The 15,329-nt window shown below is 57.7% G+C and carries 17 protein-coding genes; 9 read left to right on the top strand and 8 right to left on the bottom strand.

Annotated elements, in window-relative coordinates; all coding sequences use genetic code 11:
• Positions 1-40: 40 nt before the first annotated feature.
• On the bottom strand, positions 41-1,945 hold the full coding sequence (htpG, locus tag VF694_RS04835) for a molecular chaperone HtpG (protein ID WP_003803961.1): 1,905 nt from the start codon (positions 1,943-1,945) through the stop codon (positions 41-43).
• Positions 1,946-2,038: 93 nt separating this feature from the next.
• Positions 2,039-2,923, bottom strand: coding sequence for an EamA family transporter (locus VF694_RS04830; RefSeq protein WP_003803963.1), 885 nt, complete (start codon positions 2,921-2,923; stop codon positions 2,039-2,041).
• Between the two features lie 166 nt (positions 2,924-3,089).
• On the opposite strand from VF694_RS04830, the gene VF694_RS04825 reads away from it, so the two are divergent.
• Positions 3,090-3,401 (top strand): monooxygenase, encoded by a 312-nt coding sequence (locus tag VF694_RS04825; RefSeq protein ID WP_003803965.1) that lies wholly within the window; start codon positions 3,090-3,092, stop codon positions 3,399-3,401.
• Positions 3,402-3,465: 64 nt separating this feature from the next.
• Here VF694_RS04825 and VF694_RS04820 read toward each other — a convergent pair whose 3' ends face one another.
• On the bottom strand, positions 3,466-4,008 hold the full coding sequence (locus tag VF694_RS04820) for a carboxymuconolactone decarboxylase family protein (RefSeq protein WP_003803967.1): 543 nt from the start codon (positions 4,006-4,008) through the stop codon (positions 3,466-3,468).
• Between the two features lie 131 nt (positions 4,009-4,139).
• Between VF694_RS04820 and VF694_RS04815 the strand changes: the two genes are divergently transcribed.
• Positions 4,140-4,994 (top strand): AraC family transcriptional regulator, encoded by an 855-nt coding sequence (locus tag VF694_RS04815; protein ID WP_003803969.1) that lies wholly within the window; start codon positions 4,140-4,142, stop codon positions 4,992-4,994.
• Here VF694_RS04815 and VF694_RS04810 read toward each other — a convergent pair.
• Positions 4,986-5,879, bottom strand: coding sequence for a LysR substrate-binding domain-containing protein (locus VF694_RS04810; protein ID WP_003803971.1), 894 nt, complete (start codon positions 5,877-5,879; stop codon positions 4,986-4,988). The genes VF694_RS04815 and VF694_RS04810 overlap by 9 nt on opposite strands.
• A 156-nt stretch (positions 5,880-6,035) precedes the next feature.
• Between VF694_RS04810 and VF694_RS04805 the strand changes: the two genes are divergently transcribed.
• The 7 genes from VF694_RS04805 (at position 6,036) to VF694_RS04775 (ending at position 13,460) form a co-directional block, all read left to right on the top strand.
• Positions 6,036-7,028 (top strand): Bug family tripartite tricarboxylate transporter substrate binding protein, encoded by a 993-nt coding sequence (locus VF694_RS04805; RefSeq protein WP_003803973.1) that lies wholly within the window; start codon positions 6,036-6,038, stop codon positions 7,026-7,028.
• 15 nt (positions 7,029-7,043) lie between these two features.
• Entirely contained in the window at positions 7,044-8,219 is a 1,176-nt protein-coding gene (locus VF694_RS04800; RefSeq protein ID WP_440163846.1) for an amidase, read from the top strand.
• A 262-nt stretch (positions 8,220-8,481) separates the two neighbouring features.
• Positions 8,482-9,795 (top strand): ferric reductase-like transmembrane domain-containing protein, encoded by a 1,314-nt coding sequence (locus VF694_RS04795; protein WP_059318795.1) that lies wholly within the window; start codon positions 8,482-8,484, stop codon positions 9,793-9,795.
• Positions 9,796-9,873: 78 nt separating this feature from the next.
• Entirely contained in the window at positions 9,874-10,254 is a 381-nt protein-coding gene (locus tag VF694_RS04790; protein ID WP_003803980.1) for an RNA-binding S4 domain-containing protein, read from the top strand.
• Positions 10,255-10,554: 300 nt separating this feature from the next.
• Positions 10,555-11,709 (top strand): mandelate racemase/muconate lactonizing enzyme family protein, encoded by a 1,155-nt coding sequence (locus VF694_RS04785; RefSeq protein ID WP_131071254.1) that lies wholly within the window; start codon positions 10,555-10,557, stop codon positions 11,707-11,709.
• A gap of 30 nt (positions 11,710-11,739) precedes the next feature.
• Positions 11,740-12,714: a Bug family tripartite tricarboxylate transporter substrate binding protein gene (locus tag VF694_RS04780; protein ID WP_003803983.1), complete on the top strand. Its 975-nt coding sequence runs from the start codon at positions 11,740-11,742 to the stop codon at positions 12,712-12,714.
• 104 nt (positions 12,715-12,818) lie between these two features.
• Positions 12,819-13,460, top strand: a complete 642-nt coding sequence (locus VF694_RS04775) for an HD domain-containing protein (protein ID WP_440163843.1) — start codon at positions 12,819-12,821, stop codon at positions 13,458-13,460.
• 24 nt (positions 13,461-13,484) lie between these two features.
• Here VF694_RS04775 and VF694_RS04770 read toward each other — a convergent pair whose 3' ends face one another.
• From VF694_RS04770 to VF694_RS04755, 4 genes are all read right to left on the bottom strand, one after another.
• The gene (locus VF694_RS04770; protein WP_003803988.1) at positions 13,485-13,859 is read right to left on the bottom strand and encodes a nucleotide pyrophosphohydrolase; all 375 of its coding nucleotides are present in this window, start codon (positions 13,857-13,859) and stop codon (positions 13,485-13,487) included.
• Between the two features lie 71 nt (positions 13,860-13,930).
• Complete coding sequence (locus VF694_RS04765; RefSeq protein WP_003803990.1) at positions 13,931-14,392, bottom strand: YaiI/YqxD family protein; 462 nt, start codon at positions 14,390-14,392, stop codon at positions 13,931-13,933.
• 3 nt (positions 14,393-14,395) lie between these two features.
• Positions 14,396-14,662, bottom strand: coding sequence for a hypothetical protein (locus tag VF694_RS04760; protein WP_003803991.1), 267 nt, complete (start codon positions 14,660-14,662; stop codon positions 14,396-14,398).
• 311 nt (positions 14,663-14,973) lie between these two features.
• Positions 14,974-15,255 (bottom strand): peptidylprolyl isomerase, encoded by a 282-nt coding sequence (locus VF694_RS04755; RefSeq protein ID WP_003803993.1) that lies wholly within the window; start codon positions 15,253-15,255, stop codon positions 14,974-14,976.
• Between the last annotated feature and the right edge of the window lie 74 nt (positions 15,256-15,329).

Here is a 15,329-nt window from a genome sequence, read left to right as displayed (position 1 = left end):
AGAAGTCCCGGACTGCGCTTTACGCACAGTCCATACAAGGTTACAGATTCAACAACAAACGATTCACCCGTTTTACGAAACTGGCGGGATCTTGCAATGCGGCACCTTCAGCCAGCATGGCTTGTTCCAGCAGCAGTTGCGCCCACTCCCCAAAGGCTTCATCGTCAGCGGCTTGCACCTTGGCAATCAAAGCATGCTCTGGATTGATTTCCAGAATCGGCTTGACCTCCGGCGCTTCCTGCCCCGCCGCCTGCAACATGCGCAGCAGGTGCGGACTCAGCTCGTTGGCGTCCACCACCACGCAGGCCGGGGAGTCGACCAGACGGGCCGTAATACGCACCTCTTTGACCTTGTCGCCCAACGTGGTTTTCAGACGCTCCACCAAAGGCTTGAAGGTCTCGGCGACTTCAGCCTGATGTTTCTTTTCCTCTTCGTCAGCCAGCGAGTCCAGGTCCAGCCCCCCTTTGGCCACGGAAACCAGTTGCTTGCCTTCAAATTCGCGCAGATAAGACAACATCCACTCGTCCACGCGATCAGACATCAGCAGCACCTCGATCCCTTTCTTGCGGAACACTTCCAGATGCGGGCTGTTGGAGGCGGCGGCGAAGGTATCTGCCGTCACATAGTAAATCTTGTCCTGGCCTTCCTTCATGCGACCGATATAGTCGTTCAAGGACACCGTCTGGGCCGAGCCCTCCTGATGCGTGGACGCAAAGCGCAGCAAGGCCGCAATCCGGGCCTGGTTGCCCATATCTTCGCCCGTGCCCTCTTTGAGCACCTGACCGAACTGATTCCAGAACTCAGCATATTGCTCGGGCTGGTTCTCCGCCAGATCTTCCAGCAAGGACAGGATGCGCTTGGCGCTGCCTTCGCGGATGGCGCGTACGTCGCGGCTTTCCTGCAAAATTTCGCGCGAGACGTTCAAGGGCAGATCCGCCGAGTCGATCACGCCACGCACAAACCGCAGATAGGCCGGCAACAACTGCTCAGCGTCGTCCATGATGAACACGCGTTTGACGTACAGCTTCACGCCGCGGCGAGCGTCACGATCCCACAGATCAAAAGGAGCCTGCTTGGGCACATACAACAGTTGGGTGTATTCGCTGCGACCTTCCACCCGGTTGTGTGTCCAGGCCAAGGGGTTCTCGTAATCGTGAGCGATGTGTTTGTAGAATTCCTGGTACTGCTCGTCGCTAATTTCCGACTTGGAGCGCGTCCACAAGGCACTGGCCTGGTTCACGCTTTCCCATTCATCTTGTTTGACCTGCTGCTGCTTGTCTTCGTCCCAGTCCTCTTTGCGCATTTGTACCGGCAAAGAAATGTGATCCGAGTAGCGGCGCAGCACATTGCGCAAACGCCAGCCATCCAGGAACTCATCCTCGCCTTCGCGCAGATGCAAGGTGATGCTGGTGCCGCGCTCGGCTTTCTCGGCAGACGCGATGGTAAATTCGCCCTCGCCGGTGGACTCCCACAAGACGGCTTCCTGGTCCTCGCCGGCACGACGTGTCAGTACCGACACTTTATCGGCGACGATAAACGAGGAATAAAAGCCCACCCCGAACTGACCAATCAGTTGGGTGTCTTTTTGCTTGTCGCCTGTCAGCTGAGAGAAGAACTCCTTGGTGCCGGACCGGGCGATCGTGCCCAGGTTGGCAATGGCTTCATCACGCGACATGCCAATGCCATTGTCGGAAATAGTGATCGTGCGTGCTTCCTTGTCAAAGTCCACACGAATGCGCAGTTCCGGGTCGCCCTCAAGCAAGGCAGGATTGTCGATGGCCTCAAAGCGCAGTTTGTCACAGGCATCCGACGCATTGGATACCAGCTCACGCAGGAAAATCTCCTTGTTGCTGTACAAGGAGTGAATCATCAAATGCAGTAATTGTTTGACTTCAGCCTGAAAACCCAAGGTTTCGGACGTATTCGCAGTGTCAGTCTGGCTCATGGTGAAAAAGCAAAAAATGGGTTGATGGCCACGCGCAGGTGCGCGCCCTATTGCAGACAGATAGGGTCGGCCCCGCATATTTCAAGAGAGTAATCAGGCAGACGGTCCGGCAGTCAGGGCGATCACCCCGGCGATCATGACGGCACAGCCCAGCAAACTCCAGGCATTGGCTTTCTCGCGCAGGACCACCATGCCCAGCAGCGTGCCCGCCATCATGGACATTTCCCGAGCTGGTGCCACCATGGACAGGGGGGCTCCCAGGCGCAGCGCCTGCAAAACCAGTATGTAAGACAGGGGTGAGAGCAGGCCCACGGCTGCCGCCAGCTTCCAATAAGGCTTCAGTTTGATGAAGCCTTCCCGTCCACGCTTGGCAATGAAGGGGGCCAGCATGCCCAGACGTAGCACATTGCTGAACCAGTCCAACAAGAACGGCGAGATCAGTAATACTTTGACGCCGTAGGCATCCACCACGGTATAGGCCGCAATTAAAATCCCCGTCTGCATGCCCCAGCGCACGCCGGTTAGCGCAGCGGGGTTGAAGAAACGCCGCAAATGACCTTGCGTGGCAATCAGCAAGATCCCCATCACCACCAGCAAGATACCAAGCACCCCCACAGGCCGTACCGGCTCACCAAGCAGAATGAAGGCGCCCACGGAAGAGAGCATGGGACCGGTGCCGCGTGCAATCGGATAGACCACCGACAAGTCCGCCACCTGGTAGCCTTTTTGCAGACTCAGGCTATAGCCCATATGCAGCAACGCGCTTAACACCAGACAAGTCACGGTCTCGGTGGTCCAAGGCATATTGCCTTCGGTAAACACCACCCACAACATGATGGGAAAATAAAACAGGATGGCAAAAAAGGAGTACGCAAATACAAAATGGGCTCCTGCCATCGCCGCTCGTTTGGAGAGCAGATTCCAGCCCGCATGAATGAACGCAGCACACACCACCAACAACACAGCGGTCCAGGACATGAGGGCTTCCACCGGCAAATCGCAAAACAAAAACTATACGCCCCCTTCAGGAGCGAGGCCAGCCAATCACGCCGCTTTCAACGTCCCATGACAAATAAGAGACAGTACGGGAGCATTCCATCATCAGGGTATGATGATCGTCACGTATTTTGATTTGGAGCCGACCATGAGCACCTTGCTGTATGTTGATTTTCCCTACCCCGGCCCCTGGGGCGAGGACATGGCCATCGCCATGAAAGAACTGGCGCAATCCATTTCGCAGGAACCGGGATTGATCTGGAAACTCTGGACGGAAAATCAGGAGCAGTCCAAGGCTGGCGGAGTGTATTTGTTCAGTGACAAGGCAAGCGCACAGGCCTATCTGGACATGCACAGCAAGCGGCTCAACAGCGTTGGTATCACCGGCATCGACGCCCGCTTTTTTGATGTAAATCCGGCACTGAGCGAAATTAACGCCGGCCCGTTGTCCGGCAACTAGCGCCGGCCGTACCGACGCAGTAAAACCCGCCTGCCTCTCCAGCAAGCGGGTCATCAAACCTTGTTTAAGCCGTCAGCTCAACCGCTTTGAAATCGACCGGAACATCCAGCGCATTGTTGATGTAATTGGTGAACAGATTCAAGGCCGTGACACCGACCAGCTCCACCACCTCACCCTCGGAAAAACCTGCGTCGCGCACGGCTTGCACATCCGCCGCCGACACTTGACCCCGCTGATCGACCAGCTTGAGCACAAACTTCAGGGCGGCCGCCGTGCGTGGATCATCAGACTGACCACGTTGGGCCTGGGCCAGAGTCTCCGAGCTCAAACCAGCATTGGCACCGAGCACATTGTGGGCAGCCAGGCAATACTCGCAACGATTGCGGTCAGCAATAGCCACTGCCAGTTGCTCGCCCAGTTTTGCACCCAGCTTGCCACCCGCAAAAGCACCGAAAGACCCCCACATGCTGCGCAAAGCGGCGGGCGAGTTGGACACCATTCGGAACATGGCAGGCACATTGCCGCCAAAAGCCTTTTGAATTTCCTGCAAAGCAGGTTGGCTGGCGGCGGGAGCTTGAGCAACATCAGGCAACGTAAGACGGGACATGGTGATCTCCTGGTAAAGTAGGCCCTGAGGGCCAAAATGAATCTGACAGGGATAGTGTCTCGCCAGAATCAAGATCATTGGATAAGATTAGTCCCGACAACTTATCTTTTCATCCAGAAAGGGATGATTTCATGAATCTGGATCGCCTCTCTCTTTTGCTGGAACAATTCCGTGTCCGGGCCCATTTGTTTTACAACGGCTCCTTATGCGGCATGACCCGCTTTGCGGCTCAGCCCGGGCGGGCCTTTTTGCACATCCTCAGACGGGGTCAGTTGGGGGTGCGTCACGATCCGCGCGATCCAGTGCCGGAAATCCTGACGATTGATCGTCCCAGCCTGCTGTTCTATCCACGTCCGCTGGACCATACTTTCTACGATATGCCCGAGGAGGGCTCGGACTTTACCTGCGCCACCCTGGATTTTGACGGTGGTGAACATCACCCGCTGGCCCGGTCGCTGCCGGACCTGATCATTGTTCCCCTGGAAGAGGCGGCAGGTCTGGAGCAAGCATTGAGCCTGTTATTTGCAGAAACAGAATCAGTACGTTGCGGCCATCGTTTGCTGGCCGATCGTCTGTTTGAAATCGTGCTCTTGCAACTGCTGCGCTGGTTGTTTGACCATCCCGACCGCTGCGATATTCCCGTGGGCCTGTTCCGGGGGCTGTCCCATCCTCCCGTCGCCCGCGCCTTGCTGGCCATCCAGGCCGACCCGGGACGAGACTGGACTGTGCAATCGCTGGCTGAACAAGCCAAGCTCTCGCGCAGCGCGTTTGCCGTCCAGTTCAAGCAGTGGGTGGGTGACACGCCGGCCGACTATCTGGCCCAATGGCGTCTGTCGCTGGCCTGCCAGCGCTTGACCCAGGGCCAGTCCGCCAAACGCATCGCACTGGATCTGGGCTACGCCAATCCCTCGGCCCTGTCACGCCTGTTTCGACAGCGCACTGGTCAATCCATGCGCCAATGGCTGGCTGCCCGCCAGTCAGACTGAACGATCCTGTTCCAGCACCGCCAGAAAATTCTGGAGCGCGGGATTGGTATTGTCGGAAATGTAGGCGCTCATCAGCTCGGCCGCAATATCGGCAGCATCGAGCAAGGGCAGATACACCAGCGTATCCGTGCGCAGCCGAGCCAGGGAGGCCGGCACGATAGCCGGTGCGATCCCTGCCTCCACCATAATTAACACCGTGGGCACCATGCTCTCCTGGACAAAGCGCGGCAGGCAGCCCGAACGCTGCAGCAAACGTTGTTGAAGCAGATGGAAGTAGCGCGATTGCTGACGTGAATAGGCCACCATTTCGTAAGAAAACGCCTGATGTAGCGTCAGCCCCTGGCTATGTTCCTGCGCACGGGGATCATCGCGTCTGAGCACGAACATCATGGGTTCGGACTCCACCAATTGCGGATTCAGATCGGGCACCGCAAAAGAGGGGCGGATCAACGCCACATCCACCCGGCGCTCATACAAGGCGGCAGGCATGTCACTGGAGTTCATCTCGTAAACCTGCATATCCACTTGCGGGAAGTCCTGACGAAACCGGTACAAATGCCGTGATACGCCCGCATAGGCACTGCTGGGCGTCAGGGCGATACGCAACATACCGGTTTCCCCGCGGTGAACCTGCTGCACCGCTTGCAAAGTCTGCTCCATCTCATTGCCGATAAGGCGCAGGCGACGCTGCAGCTCCGCGCCGGCCGCAGTCAGTTGCACCGTGCGCGTCGTGCGGATGAACAAGGTGGCCCCGACCTGCTCCTCCAGCCTGCGTATGGCCTGACTCAAGGGAGGCTGGGTCATGAACAGACGCTGTGCCGCACGACCAAAGTGCAACTCTTCGGCCAGAACCAAAAACATTTCACTTAATTTCGAGTCCAGCATATGCCCACCAATTAGGTTTTTAAAAAGATTAATAATGACTATTTTTAATATTAGACAACATAATAAGCTCTCTCTACTATCCGTTCTGACTTCTATCAAAAAAACAGGGCCATACTGCACGCCACGGCGAATCTTGGCCCATTGCAGGAGATGAACATGACGGTATTCAAGCATCGTGCCTCATTGCTGGGCGGCCTACTCACACTGACTTTGCTGGGTTCCGGCTCGGCACTGGCCGACGCCCCCTACCCTTCGCAAGCCATTACTTTTGTTGTGCCTTATGCGGCCGGCGGCAGCTCGGACACCCGTTCGCGGATGCTGGCTCAGAAAATGAGCGACAGTCTGGGAGTGACGATTGTGGTGGAGAACAAGCCTGGCGCCAGCGGCAATATCGGCACCAGCATGATTGCCCGTGCCAAGCCCAACGGGTACACCATCGGTCTGGGCAACTTTGGTCCAATGTCCGTGAACAAAGCCCTGTACGGCAGCAACCTGCCCTTTGATCCCGAACAGGATCTGCAGCCCATCGCCCTGATTGAGCGTGGCGCCATGGCTTTGGGTGTAAACAGCAACTCGCCCTACCAGTCGTTGGCCGACCTGGTGAACGACGGCAAGAAGAACCCACAAAAACTGGACTATGCCTCGACCGGAGCGGGCGGCGCCTCGCACCTGCTGACCGAGCAGTTCAAAGCCACGTCGGGTTTTGACGCGGTACACGTTCCTTACCGCGGTGGCGCACCGGCATCCAACGATCTGCTGGCCGGCAATATCTCCTTCTACCTGGAATTGGCCAGCCTGTTCTTGCCGCACATGCAAATCGACAATCCACGTTTGCGCATTCTGGGTGTGACCTCTGAAGAGCGTGTCAAGGCCATGCCTGATGTTCCCACCTTCAAAGAGCAAGGCGTGGATCTGGTCGCCTCCAACTGGTTTGGCGTGATTGCTCCCGCAGGCATTCCAGCCGATGTGCTGGAAAAACTGAATAAAGCCGTCAACGATGCACTGCAAGACCCCGAGTACCGCAAGATTGTGGAATCCCAGGGCGCAGAAGTGGTGGGCGGCACGCCTGCAGAGTTCTCTGCTTTCATCAAGGAAGAAGCAAAGCGCTGGACGGCACTGATCAAGGCACAAAACATCTCGATTCAGTAATTGCTACTCTGCGCTATGACTGCCCATCCCTCTCCTCTCGCTGTGCAGGACCAGTCCATTCAGGCCTGGTCCTGGCTGGCGGACCCGCTTACCTGTATCAGCACCCACCCCGAGGGCCCCTTGGCGGGCCTGAGCTTCGGCGTCAAGGACGTGCTGGATGTGCAAGGCATGCCCACGCGTTACGGGGCCCATTTCCCCGACGCGCGGCCCGCGCAGCATGACGCGGCCTGTGTGGCCGTGCTGCGCCGGGCCGGTGCCATTCCAGTCGGCAAGACCGTGACGGCAGAGTTTGCCTATGCGGCGCCCGGCCCGACCCGTAACCCGCTGAATCTGGAGCACACTCCCGGCGGCTCCTCCAGTGGGTCTGCGGCTGCCGTGGCCGCGGGCATGGTCGATTTCGCTTTGGGAACCCAAACGGGCGGCTCCATGATGCGCCCTGCTGCCTTTACCGGCATTGTCGGCTTCAAACCTAGTTTTGGTGCCATTCATCGCAGCGGTCTTTTCCTGCTATGCGACAGTCTGGACACCATCGGCTACTTCAGCCGCGACTTGTCCGTATTGCGCCGTGTGGCGACGGTTCTGCAAGGTTTGCCCGATGTTAAGGTGCCCGCCTGTCCCCGCATCGGCGTGCTGGATGGCAAAGATCTGGGCCCAATTACCCCCGCTGCCCTTGCTGCTCTGGAGCAAGGTTGCCTGCACCTGGAACAACAAGGTGCCCAACTGGAGCGTCTGCCCGCAGACCCGCAACTGAAAGAGCTGCTGATCCTGCAAGGCCAGATCATGGCTTACGAAATGGCCCGCAGCCTGCTGCCCGTCTGGCAAGCCAGCCCCAATGCCTTGCGACCCATTACCGTGCAAGCGATCAAGCAAGGCTTGGAATTGCCACCGGCGGATTACCACGCCTGGCAGGCACGCCGTCGCCAGCTCCAGACAGAATGGCAGGACCGATATGCTCATTTCGATGCCTTGCTAACTCCGGCGGCCCCTGGCCCCGCGCCCTATGGGCTGGACAGCACAGGCTCCTCGATTCTGAACCGCCCGTGGTCCTTGTTAGGCTGGCCGACCTTAAGCCTGCCCGCGCCCGCTCAGGACTCCCCGCTGCCCCTGGGACTGCAACTGATCGGACAAGCCCATCAGGACGCGGCCTTGCTGGATCTGGCCGTACTGCTCAGCCCTGAACAGGCCCGCTGAAAAACGCCCTGCCAGGCGGTGTCCCTCCGAAACCACCCCAGGCAGGGTCAACACGATAAACAGCAACCAGAATCATTAACAAATACTTTAAATAACAACTATTTAGGGGTATTTTGAGTTTTCTCAATTCACGCCTGAATACAACCCCCCCAGACCACCACGCTACGTACTAAGATGGGCAGATGTCCCCGGTGCGCTGCGTCGGTACTTTTGCATGGTGCGACTTGCCAGCTCCCGGCCCACCCATCATTCGGAAAAGGCCATGCGTCGCCCTCTATTTCTGCTGCTCTCCACCTTCTTTCTGATCTGGGCTGTACAAGCCTTGTGGCTCTCTCCCTCGCCCCCAGGCGACACGCTGTGGGTAATCCGGCAGGAAGGCATGCTGCTCACCGGCATTCTGGCGCTGGGCACCATGACGGCCATTATGGTCCTGGCCTTACGCCCCCGTCGCCTGGAACCGTGGCTCGGTGGCATGGACAAAGCCTACAAGCTACACAAGTATCTGGGCATCCTGGCGATTTTGCTCAGCCTGGCGCATTGGCTAAGCAAACAATCCAAAGACCTGATAGCCGCCGCCATCGGCACCAGCGGCAAATTGGCCAAAGTGCCCGTCCCCGAATGGGTCAGCCTCTTCAAGCCCTATGCCAAGACGCTGGGGGAATGGACGTTCTACGCGCTGATTGTGATGTTGATCATTACCCTGGCGCACCGCACGATTTCCTATAAAAAATGGTACAGCCTGCATCGGCTAATGCCGGTTGCCTATCTGATTCTGGTCTTTCATGGCGTAGTCTTGACCCCACCTGCCTACTGGAGCGGGATAGGTGGCTGGCTGCTGGCCGTCAGCCTGGTGATCGGAACAGTAGCCGCCAGCATTCAGCTGTTACGCAATCTCAGTTCGGCTTACCCGCACACCGGTACCGTCATTTCCTGTACCCCGCAAGGCGATGTCCTAGAAGTGCAATGCCGCATGGATCAATCCTGGCCGGGTCATCAGGCGGGCCAGTTTGCCTTCCTGCGTTTGAAAGGCGAAACCGAGTCTCACCCCTTCACCCTGTCCGACGCGGATCAGGACGACCAGATTGTGCGTTTTCACATCAAGCAACTGGGCGACTGGACGCGCCGCCTGCCAGAGCGCCTGCATATCGGACAGAACATCGAGCTGGATGGCCCGTATGGCCGTTTCACTCAACCGGGCCGTGACGACAAGGGGATTTATATCTGGGTCGGCGCAGGAGTGGGAGCGACCCCCTTTCTGTCCTGGTTAAGCCAGGAGCATGAGGAGGGCCATGCTCCTTACGCCTATCTGCAATATGCCTGTCAGCACAGTTCCGACCCACTCGCCCAGGCCTTGAGCAACGCCGCCAAAGAGCACCCGGATGTCAAGCTGGATATTTATGCCGATGGCCGCCGCTGGACTCCCCAAGAGGTAGTGCAGCACTATCAGGCGGGCAGACCATTACATATCTGGTTTTGTGGCCCTGCCGGGATGGGCAAGCAGTTGCAGCGGGAGCTCAAGCGTGCCTTGCCCACTAAGTCCTGGACCTTGCATAAGGAACACTTTCAGTTCCGCTAGAACCGGGCTGGCCACCAGCAAGCTCGTCACACCGGGTTCCGCCTTTCACGGGGGCCCGGCCTGGATTTACAATACGGCATGGACAAATTACGACTGGACAAATGGCTCTGGGCGGCGCGCTTTTACAAAACGCGCAGCCTGGCCAGTGAAGAGATCACTAAAGGACGGGTTTTGCTCAATCAGCAAAGCACCAAGCCGGCCCGCGAGGTATCGGTAGGGGATCTGATTACCCTGCGCAAGGAAACGCCAGCCATGGAAGTTCACGTTCAAGCCTTGAGTGGGGTACGTGGCCCCGCTCCCGTGGCGCGCACTCTCTATCAAGAAACCGAGCAAAGCAGTGCACGACGCGCGCAGGCCGCGGAACAGCGCCGTCTGGCGCCTGAGCCTGCCCTGGATTTTGACGCGGGACGCCCGACTAAAAAAGATCGTCGTCAGATGCAGCTACTGCGCGGTAAATAAGCCACTCACTGCTCATACATCCCGAGAGTTCACCGGCCCTGCCAGGCCTTGCCTGGCAGAGCCTTTTGCATGCACAAGGGCCAAGAGCGCCTAGCGGCGTACATCACCACTCTCCTGCATCTTTTTCCCGCCGCATGCGCCGCTCTTCGCCCCTGAACCCGCCCTTTTGATATATCAGAAATGGCTTTTATATATCAATAAAATCAAGGGTTTACACCATTGCCCACCTACTCTCCAAAACGCTATAAACCTAAAACAATTACATGCAAACGCATTTAAAAAATGTGAGGAGAACGGAGAATGAGAATCACGGCAGTACGCGCAATTCCCTTGAACGTACCTTTTCAGTTCCATAGCGCGGGCATCAAAAAACCCAGCAATCTGGCCATCTGTCATGTGGAAATCGAAACGGATGAAGGCATTACCGGTTATGGCCTGAGTGCCATTACCGAAGAGCACCCCGTGGCCAGCACCATCAACGACATCCTGGCCAGTGATTTGGTCGGACAAGACCCCTTGAACACGGAGCGTCTGTGGGATCGCATGTACTGGAACGTATGCCCTCGCGGCCAGACCGGCTATGCCATGCATGCGATCTCAGCATTGGACATTGCCTTGTGGGATATCAAGGGCAAGGCCCTGGGTTTGCCTGTCTGGAAACTGCTGGGCGGCGCCCGTGAGAAAGTGCCCGCTTATGCCACGTTTGGCTTTGCCTTCCTGAACGAGGAGGAACTGGTCAAGGTCGCCCAGGACTGCGTCAACCAAGGCTTCAAAGGCTTGAAGATGGTCGTGGGCCATCACGGCCTGCAACGCCGAGATGAACCACGCCCCTTAGCCGAGCTGATTCGTCAGGACATGCGCCGCATGAGCCTGGTACGAGAATCCATTCCTGCCGAGATGCCCTTGTATATCGATGGCAACTGTAGTCTGGACTATGTGCACGCCAAGACCATTGCGCGCCACGCCCGTGACCTGGATGTAGGTTTCTTTGAAGAACCCATCACACAAAATGACACCGGGCGTATGCGTGAACTGCGCCAGAGCACGGGCATCACTGTGGCGGCCGGCCAGAACGAAGGCCAGGCCTATCGGTTCCGCGATCTGCTGATGCAGCAGGCGGTGGACATTGTGCAGCCTAACGTACTGATATCCGGCGGTTTTACCCAGTCCCGCAAGATCTTTGCCCTGGCTGAAAGCTTTAATGCTTCGGTAGCCAATGGCGGGGCATTCCCCTCCCACAACGGTCACTTGCACTGCGGCTTGCTCAATGGCGGTGATGTGGAATGGCATCTGGCCGCCAGCGCCATGATGGCCGAGATCTACACCGGCCTGCCCCAGCCCGAACAAGGCTGGCTACACATGCCAGACGCCCCCGGGCTGGGTCTGAGTCCCCGGCAAGATCAGATCGACAAGCTGCGCAGCAACCCTGGCAGCCTGGGCTCCGGCAAAGGCTGAAACCACCGACTACCGAGGAGGTAAAAAAACATGAAACCCTGGTCCCGTGTTGTACTTGCCCTCAGTTTTATCGTCGCTGCCGCACCCCAAAGCTGGGCAGCTCCCCCCGCCTGGGCCGAGCGCCCGGTGCGCTTGATCGTCCCTTCTGCCGCAGGTGGTTCGGGCGACACCCTGGCTCGCCCTCTGGCCGAAGCACTGGGTAATGAAATCGGTCAAACCGTTGTCGTAGAAAATAAAGGTGGTGTCGGTGGTGTGCTGGGTGCCAGCATGGTCGCCAACTCCAGCCCCGCAGACAATCAGCTCTTGTTTGGTGCCGTGCATCACATGATTGCGCCTGCCGTGTTGAAGAACTTCCCCTACGACACCCGCAAAGACTTGAAAGCGGTCACCTTGATTGCTGCCATGCCCAACGTGCTGGTGGTCAATGCCAACTCGCCCTACAAGAGCGTGGATGACCTCTTGGCTGCGGCCAAGCAAGGCGCAGGCGTGAACTATGGCACGAGCGGCGTGGCCACGATGCTGCATTTGATGGCGGGCAAGCTGGAGAAACGCTCTGGCACCACCATGACTGCCGTGCATTACAAAGGCAGCGGCCCGGCCGTCATGGCGCTGATCAGTGGCGATCAGGTGGACTTCATGTTCGAGACCATGCCTTCGGCTGTCGCACAGATCCGCAATGGCCGCTTGCGCGCTCTGGCCGTCTCCAGCCCGGAGCGCGCGGCTGCCCTGCCTGATGTGCCGACGCTCAAAGAACTGGGTATGGATGAGATCACCGCCCAGACCTGGTATGGCATCTTCATGCAGGGTGACGTGCCTGATGCCACGGTACAAGCCGTCGCGGACAGCATTCATCGAGCCTTGGACACTGAGAAGATCAAGGAGATCTGGCAAGGCAACGGGGCCACCCTGCTTACCAATAGCCCTGCCGAGTTCACACAATATGTGGATCAGGAACTGAACTATTGGGCCGATGCTGTCAGTGATCTGGGCCTGAGCGACTTTTAAATCGCTGGACTCAGGCCAGAAAGGAGCTGCCTGGTGCAGCTCCTTTTCTTTGTCCTGGACTGCTTCGCGGTATGCTGTGTGCCTGACGATTGCAGACCATGACCATGACCCGTCCTTTTCATCCCTTTGAGGCGCTTGCCACTCAACTCCTGCCCCATAGCAGCACCAGCCATAACGATGGCTCTCACGACCAGCCACACCTGCAGCGTGTCTGGAAGAATGTCTGTGCGATTCAGGAAAAAGAAGGTGGGGATCTGCGGATTTTGCTGGCAGCAACGGTGCTGCACGACTGCGTTGCGGTAGAAAAGAACTCGCCGCTGCGTTCGCGCGCTTCCACCCTGTCAGCGGAACAGGCACAACACATTCTGGCCAAGATAGGCTGGTCCGGGCAGGACTGCGAGGCCGTGGGCAAGGTTATCCAAAGCCACAGCTTTTCAGCCAACATTAGGCCGGTCAGCCTGGAGGCCCGCATTTTGCAGGACGCCGACCGGCTGGATGCCATTGGTGCCTTAGGGATAGCTCGCTGCTTCTATACCGCCGGGCGCATGGGCTCGGGCCTGTATGATCCCTGCGACCCGCAGGCACAACACCGCCCCCTGGATGACAAGCGCTACGCGCTGGACCACTTTGCGGCCAAGCTGTTGAAACTGGCTGAGGGCTTTCAGACTAAACGAGGACAGGAAATCGCCCGCGAAAGACACGAGCGGATGGAGCAGTTTGTGCAGGATCTGCTGAGGGAGCTGTAAGGCAGCGCGTTTGCCGCGACGTTCTTACAGTTCCGTATATTTCTTGTTCGTCCCGCGCACCTTGTCGGCGGGATACTTCTGCGCATTTTTCGCCAGTTTGCAGGCGACCGCGTCGTTCATGTCCACGCCCAACACGAACGCCAGACGGCTCAAATAGATCTGCACATCCGCCAGTTCGTCACGCACGGCTTCGGCAGTTTTCGGGTCCCTAGCCACCTCGTGCGATTGCGCTTCTGTCAGCCATTGGAAAATTTCGATCAGTTCGCCCACTTCATTGGTCAAGGCCATGGCCAGGTTTTTAGGGCTGTGAAACTGGTCCCACTCACGCTCGCGCGCAAACTGGGCGACGGCCTCATTCAGACCGGATAAATTCATCAAAGGACGGTTTGAGTCTGTCATTGCGTACTTCACTTAAAAAAATTCAATCCGACCACAGACTCACACAAAGGTGGCCGCCAAGGCAAGTCTGCTCATCGTCGGGCTGCGCTATTCAGACTCATCATCAGACGATCCAGCGCATTGGCAAACTCGCGCCGGTCAGCCTGGCTGAAGGGCGCCGGACCGCCTATGTCCACGCCGGTGCTGCGCAGCTCTTCCATCATGTCGCGCATGGCCAGACGCTCGCCTATGCTATTGACATCCAAACGCTCACCTCTGGGGGTCAGGACCAGAGCCCGACGTTCCAGAACCTGCGCCGCTAACGGGATATCGGCGGTAATCACCAGATCTCCCACACTGGCGTGCTGAACAATATAGTCATCCGCCACATCAAAGCCACGCGCCACCTGCACGGCCCGCAGCCAGGGTGAAGGGGGAGTGCGCAGCATCTGGTTGGCCACCAGGATCACATGGCGACTCCAGCGCTGCCCGGCGCGATACAAAATTTCTTTGATGACGACCGGACAAGCGTCTGCATCTACCCAGATCTGCATAAATTACAGGTCCAAGGCTTGGGCCAGTAGGCGATCAATGACCTCATTGGTCGAGACACCTTGCTCGGTAGCGCGAGCGCGCACGGCATCAATAACAGGCTGCGTCAGCTTAACGGGAAAGGACACCAGGCCAGCAGCCTGATCCAGACGACGTTGTTCGCGCCGATCGGCCACGGCGGAATCAGCTGCAAAGCGTTGTGGCGTGCCCGCCTTTTTTACATTTCCCAGCAATTTGACGGCGCTGAGTTTTTCCATATCGGTGCGTTTCATGGGATTTCTTTATAAGAATGGGCTGAATTGCTCGAAACAAGCGAGCAAGGCGTGGGCAAGGCCCCACGAGCCGGCATGGCTGGCATACTGCGCAGCTTGTGGATAAATGTCCAGACTTTTTATGTATATGTCTGGCAAATACCAGCATGAAGCCACTCCAGAGCCAGGCCTATTGAACAAGAGCCTACTGACATCGCCGTCGCGAAAAGACGGGATTGCGCTTGCCAAAACAGTTCAAGCCCTGCCCAGCATACACAGGCGCAGCAGGCGCAAAAAAACCCGCCGAAGCGGGTTTTTCTGGCCTGATCGTATCAGTCCTGACGTGCAGTCACTTCTACCAGATGGTAGCCGAACTGGGTCTTGACGGGGCCTTGCACAACGCCCACGGGGGCGCTGAACACAACCTGATCGAACTCGGGCACCATTTGGCCACGACCAAAAGTTCCCAGCTCACCGCCCATGCGGGCCGATGGGCAGCTGGAATTGTCCTTGGCCACCTGAGCGAAGTCAGAACCACCTTCGATAGCGGCTTTCAGTTCATTCGCTTTCTCTTCGGTGCTGACCAGAATGTGGCGTGCGGAGGCTTGTGCCATGGTGTACTCCTTTTTTAGAAAATCGTTTGAGCTTAACCCAGAACCATGCCGGAAGCGAAGTCTCCGGCATGGCT

Source organism: Alcaligenes sp. Lyrl_28 (genome assembly GCF_051948705.1).
In the GTDB taxonomy this organism is placed as follows: domain Bacteria; phylum Pseudomonadota; class Gammaproteobacteria; order Burkholderiales; family Burkholderiaceae_B; genus Alcaligenes; species Alcaligenes ammonioxydans.
Note: the sequence above shows the minus strand (reverse complement) of the source record. Positions and strands in the feature narration are given on the sequence as shown.

Excerpts from the sequence above, each read along its gene's own strand:
- VF694_RS04765 (WP_003803990.1), bottom strand. The coding sequence starts at position 14,392 with ATGCAGATCTGGGTAGATGCAGACGCTTGTCCGGTCGTCATCAAAGAA.
- htpG (WP_003803961.1), bottom strand. The coding sequence starts at position 1,945 with ATGAGCCAGACTGACACTGCGAATACGTCCGAAACCTTGGGTTTTCAG.
- VF694_RS04795 (WP_059318795.1), top strand. The coding sequence starts at position 8,482 with ATGCGTCGCCCTCTATTTCTGCTGCTCTCCACCTTCTTTCTGATCTGG.
- VF694_RS04780 (WP_003803983.1), top strand. The coding sequence starts at position 11,740 with ATGAAACCCTGGTCCCGTGTTGTACTTGCCCTCAGTTTTATCGTCGCT.
- VF694_RS04810 (WP_003803971.1), bottom strand. The coding sequence starts at position 5,879 with ATGCTGGACTCGAAATTAAGTGAAATGTTTTTGGTTCTGGCCGAAGAG.
- VF694_RS04785 (WP_131071254.1), top strand. The coding sequence starts at position 10,555 with ATGAGAATCACGGCAGTACGCGCAATTCCCTTGAACGTACCTTTTCAG.
- VF694_RS04825 (WP_003803965.1), top strand. The coding sequence starts at position 3,090 with ATGAGCACCTTGCTGTATGTTGATTTTCCCTACCCCGGCCCCTGGGGC.
- VF694_RS04800 (WP_440163846.1), top strand. The coding sequence starts at position 7,044 with ATGACTGCCCATCCCTCTCCTCTCGCTGTGCAGGACCAGTCCATTCAG.
- VF694_RS04805 (WP_003803973.1), top strand. The coding sequence starts at position 6,036 with ATGACGGTATTCAAGCATCGTGCCTCATTGCTGGGCGGCCTACTCACA.
- VF694_RS04775 (WP_440163843.1), top strand. The coding sequence starts at position 12,819 with ATGACCCGTCCTTTTCATCCCTTTGAGGCGCTTGCCACTCAACTCCTG.
- VF694_RS04755 (WP_003803993.1), bottom strand. The coding sequence starts at position 15,255 with ATGGCACAAGCCTCCGCACGCCACATTCTGGTCAGCACCGAAGAGAAA.
- VF694_RS04760 (WP_003803991.1), bottom strand. The coding sequence starts at position 14,662 with ATGAAACGCACCGATATGGAAAAACTCAGCGCCGTCAAATTGCTGGGA.
- VF694_RS04790 (WP_003803980.1), top strand. The coding sequence starts at position 9,874 with ATGGACAAATTACGACTGGACAAATGGCTCTGGGCGGCGCGCTTTTAC.
- VF694_RS04820 (WP_003803967.1), bottom strand. The coding sequence starts at position 4,008 with ATGTCCCGTCTTACGTTGCCTGATGTTGCTCAAGCTCCCGCCGCCAGC.
- VF694_RS04830 (WP_003803963.1), bottom strand. The coding sequence starts at position 2,923 with ATGTCCTGGACCGCTGTGTTGTTGGTGGTGTGTGCTGCGTTCATTCAT.
- VF694_RS04815 (WP_003803969.1), top strand. The coding sequence starts at position 4,140 with ATGAATCTGGATCGCCTCTCTCTTTTGCTGGAACAATTCCGTGTCCGG.
- VF694_RS04770 (WP_003803988.1), bottom strand. The coding sequence starts at position 13,859 with ATGACAGACTCAAACCGTCCTTTGATGAATTTATCCGGTCTGAATGAG.